The organism is Streptomyces sp. NPDC057654 (genome assembly GCF_042800135.1).
In the GTDB taxonomy this organism is placed as follows: Bacteria; Actinomycetota; Actinomycetes; order Streptomycetales; family Streptomycetaceae; genus Streptomyces.
The window spans coordinates 1-2,803 of sequence record NZ_JBHVHQ010001023.1 but is presented as its reverse complement, the minus strand read 5'-3'; the positions used below and the strand labels follow the sequence as shown (position 1 = coordinate 2,803).

Annotated in this window: 4 protein-coding genes; all 4 read right to left on the bottom strand. The window is 68.2% G+C overall.

Translation table 11 applies throughout. The features are described from left to right. The coding region (locus ACFU99_RS39860) for a MarR family winged helix-turn-helix transcriptional regulator (RefSeq protein ID WP_384402504.1) at positions 1 to 464 on the bottom strand (464 nt) is incomplete at its 3' end. A gap of 178 nt (positions 465 to 642) precedes the next feature. Continuing rightward, entirely contained in the window at positions 643 to 1,407 is a 765-nt protein-coding gene (locus ACFU99_RS39855; RefSeq protein ID WP_384402501.1) for an AIM24 family protein, read from the bottom strand. Then, on the bottom strand, positions 1,404 to 2,054 hold the full coding sequence (locus ACFU99_RS39850) for an AIM24 family protein (RefSeq protein WP_384402498.1): 651 nt from the start codon (positions 2,052 to 2,054) through the stop codon (positions 1,404 to 1,406). The genes ACFU99_RS39855 and ACFU99_RS39850 overlap by 4 nt, the downstream gene beginning before the upstream one ends. Beyond that, entirely contained in the window at positions 2,054 to 2,692 is a 639-nt protein-coding gene (locus tag ACFU99_RS39845; RefSeq protein WP_384402495.1) for an AIM24 family protein, read from the bottom strand. Before ACFU99_RS39845 ends, ACFU99_RS39850 begins: the two co-directional genes overlap by 1 nt. Positions 2,693 to 2,803 lie beyond the last annotated feature (111 nt).

Below are 2,803 nucleotides of genomic sequence, written 5' to 3'. Positions count from 1 at the left end.
CGCGTGGTGCGCAGGTGCTTGGCGACGGGCGCGAGGGAGCCGTAGAGCGCCTTGAGGTCGTCGTTCGTGAGCAGGTCGATGAAGTGCCTGCGCACGGAGGCGACGTGGTGCGGCGCGACCTGGCGCATCGTCTCCCAGCCCTGCTCGGTCAGGACCGCGTAGAGCCCGCGGCGGTCGGACTCGCAGTTCTCGCGGCGGACCAGTCCGGCGTTCTCCATCCGGGTGATCTGGTGCGAGAGGCGGCTCTTGGACTGGAGGGTGACGGTGGCGAGGTCGCTCATCCGCATCCGGTGGTCCTCCGACTCCGAGAGGTTGACCAGGATCTCGTAGTCGTTGTTGGTGAGGCCGAAGGGTTGCAGGTCCCGTTCTAGCTGGTGCGACAGGAGCCGGCTGACGTCCAGGTGGGCACGCCAGGCGCGCTGTTCCTCGTCGCTGAGCCAGCGGGAGCCGTTCTCGGTGTCCATGGATGGATTCTACCTAAGGAAGTTGAAATATGAATCATTATCGGCCATGCGAGGCGGTGCTGGACCCCGCCGCCCGACGCCGGACCGTGATCGTTCGGGGGCGTACCGGCCGGAATCGGGCAGGGCGGGGTGGCGCTATATGGTCACGCGTTCGACGTCACCCTCTGCAGAGTACCGCTCACAGCCCGAAACGACGCTGGAGGGCTCCCAGCTGGCCGGAGCCCCCCGGTTGGGATGGCTGATTTGCACCGGTTGCATTCGGAACGCCTTCCTGCTGTGGCACCGCCCCCGTCGCCAGCTCGGGCATCAGCTGCTCCGTGGACTGCAACAGCACCGTGCCGCTCCCCACGAACTCGAATTGGTGCTCCTCGCCCGACGTGCCGCCGATCCCCGTCCACGCCCGCACGCCGCCCAGTACGCCGCGCAGGTACTGGTGGTCGTAATGGTGGCAGGGGGACGGGCAGTCGGCCCAGCCGACCAGCGCCTGCGGATCGACCCGGATCGGCGGCTCCACGAAGACCACCGGACCGTTCGACGCGGCCACGAACTTGCCCGTGCCGATCAGCGTGAGGAACCCCGGAATGATCGACTGCTTCAGCGAAAGGGACGGTTGAAAAGCCAAGAGATTGCCGGAGCGTACGGTGAGATTGCCGTTTTCGAGGTCGTACGAGTTGACGTCGAAGGCCCGGTCCGCGAGCACCATCTTGCCCCGGCCCTCCGCCACCACCCAGTCGGAGGCGTGCAGCGGCGAGTGGAAACTGTGCGCGATGAGGCTGTCGAGACGCCCCAGCCCGATGCCGTGGAAGTCGATCTGCCCGTAATAGGCGACCATCTTCCCCTTCTGTAGGAACCACTGGCCGTTGAGGTCCACGCTGAAGGCATACGAATTGACGTTGTCGTCCACCGGCAGCGTCTGCGCGTCATAGATGTCCGGACCGGTCACAGCTTTTCCTCCGACGCCTGTACGTACACCGTGCCGCTGCCCGACAGCTCCAGCTGGAACGCCTCGCCCGAGCCGCGGCCCACCATCTCGCGCCAGCCGATCGCCGTGGACAGCTTGTTGCGCACGTCGCCGCGGTGCGCCACATACGCCTGCGGGTCCACATGGACGGGCCGGCCCGGCGCGATCGGCAGCTCCACGAAGCCGCCGTGCGCCAGCACGGCCGCGGCGCCGTGCCCCTTGAGCGTCGTGGTGAACAGGCCCTGCCCGGTGACCTGGCCGCGCACCATCCCCATCACGCCGCCCTGCGACCCCATGAACATCGTGCCCTGATCGAGCGTCCCGTCGAAGGCCAGCAGCCGGTCCGACTCCACATAGAGGGTGTCGCCGGTCATCTCGATGACGTGCACATGGTGCCCGCCGTGGCCGAACATCACCGCGCCGTCGCCCTCCACGATCATCAGCGGCGTCGCCTCGTTGGCCACCCGCCGCCCGATCATCGACAGCACACCGCCCTGGCCGCCCGTGATGCTGGGCGTGAAGGACACATCGCCCTGGTAGGCCAGCATCGCGCCGCGCTGGCTGAACATCCGCTGCCCCGGCAGGACCCGGCCCTCCACCATGCGCGAGTTGAGCATCTGGAACGGCATTACACGTCGCCCCCGATCGTGTTGCGCTCGCTCGGCTGCACGTACACCAGCCCGTCCCCCTCGAACCGGATCTGGAACGCCTCGCCCGAGCCCTCCCCGATGAACGTGCGGAAGTTCACGCCCGACTGGAAGTGCTGCTTCAGATTGCCCGTGTGCGCTATGTACGCGCCGGGGTCGACCTGGAGCGGCATCTGCGGCGTCACGCGCAGCACGATCGCCGTGCCGTCCGAGAGGATCGCGGCCTGACCGGTGCCCTCCACGCTGGTGGTGAACAGCCCGTTGCCCTGGGACGCGCCGCGCAGCCCCGTGAAGGTCGTGCCGGTGCGCAGCGCCGCGTCCGTGCAGAGCAAGTTGCTCGCCTCGACGTACAGCTTCTCGCCGCGCAGCTCCACCAGGTTGATCTCGCTCGCCCGGTCCGCGAAATAGCAGGTGCCGCGGCCCTTCACCTCCATGACTTCCATCTGTTCCCCCGTGAGGCGGCGGGTCACCATGCCCCGCAGGCCCTCGCCGCCGCCCGTGCGCTTCTTGAACGTCATCTCGCCGTCGTACGCGACCATCGCGCCGTTCTTGGCCTTGACCGCGTCGCCTGTCATGTCGACGGCGAGCATCTTGCTCCCCTGGAGCCGAAACTGAGCCACGCTTCAGACGCTATCCGGCGCGGGCCCGGCCGTCACCGGTGCGCGGGGTCGACAGGGGGCGGCTCTCCCGGCCCTGCCGCTCGGCCGGGTCGATACGGGGCGGTCCTCCCG